Source organism: Sediminibacterium sp. (genome assembly GCF_051860225.1).
GTDB lineage: Bacteria > Bacteroidota > Bacteroidia > Chitinophagales > Chitinophagaceae > Sediminibacterium.
In genome coordinates this window covers 1-930 of the sequence record NZ_JBHYEI010000010.1, presented here as the reverse complement: position 1 = coordinate 930, position 930 = coordinate 1, and the positions used below count along the sequence as shown (strand labels likewise).

Here is a 930-nt window from a genome sequence, read left to right as displayed (position 1 = left end):
TTAAAAACTATATTCAATGCCTTATTTATTTACATCTGAGAGTGTTTCTGAAGGACATCCGGACAAGGTAGCGGATCAGATATCTGATGCGCTGATTGACCATTTTTTAGCGTTTGATCCACAGAGTAAAGTGGCTTGCGAAACCTTAGTTACTACTGGTCAAGTGGTATTAGCGGGAGAAGTAAAGTCTAAAGCATACTTAGATGTTCAAGAGATTGCACGTGGGGTAATTCGCAAGATTGGTTATACCAAGAGCGAGTATATGTTTGAGGCAAATAGTTGTGGTATATTATCTGCTATTCATGAGCAGAGTGCCGATATCAACCAGGGGGTAGATAAGAAGAAGAAAGAAGAGCAGGGAGCAGGCGACCAGGGGATGATGTTTGGTTATGCCAGCAATGAAACAGAAGACTATATGCCATTGGCTTTAGACTTGGCACACAAGATTTTAATTGAATTGGCTGCATTAAGAAGAGAGAATAAAGCCATCAAATACCTTAGACCTGATGCCAAGAGTCAGGTTACTTTGGAATACGACGACAATAATCAACCTGTAAGAATTGACGCGATTGTAGTTTCTACGCAGCATGATGATTTTGATACAGAAGCGAAGATGTTGGCGAAGATTAAAGCTGATATCATCAATATCTTAATTCCAAGGGTAAAAGCGAAGTACAAGAAGTACGCGAAGTTGTTTAATAAAGACATTAAATACCATATCAACCCTACGGGTAAGTTTGTAATTGGTGGTCCTCATGGAGACACTGGTTTAACTGGCCGTAAAATCATCGTAGATACTTATGGTGGTAAAGGAGCCCATGGTGGCGGTGCATTCAGTGGTAAAGATCCAAGTAAGGTAGATCGTTCTGCAGCTTACGCTACGCGTCATATTGCGAAGAACTTGGTAGCTGCTGGTGTAGCGGACGAAAT

1 protein-coding gene is annotated in these 930 nt (G+C 41.1%); it reads left to right on the top strand.

Annotated features, from left to right (window positions below):
• Positions 1–16 precede the first annotated feature (16 nt).
• On the top strand, positions 17–930 hold a 914-nt coding region (gene metK, locus ACTIEI_RS14755), incomplete at its 3' end, for a methionine adenosyltransferase (protein ID WP_439507049.1).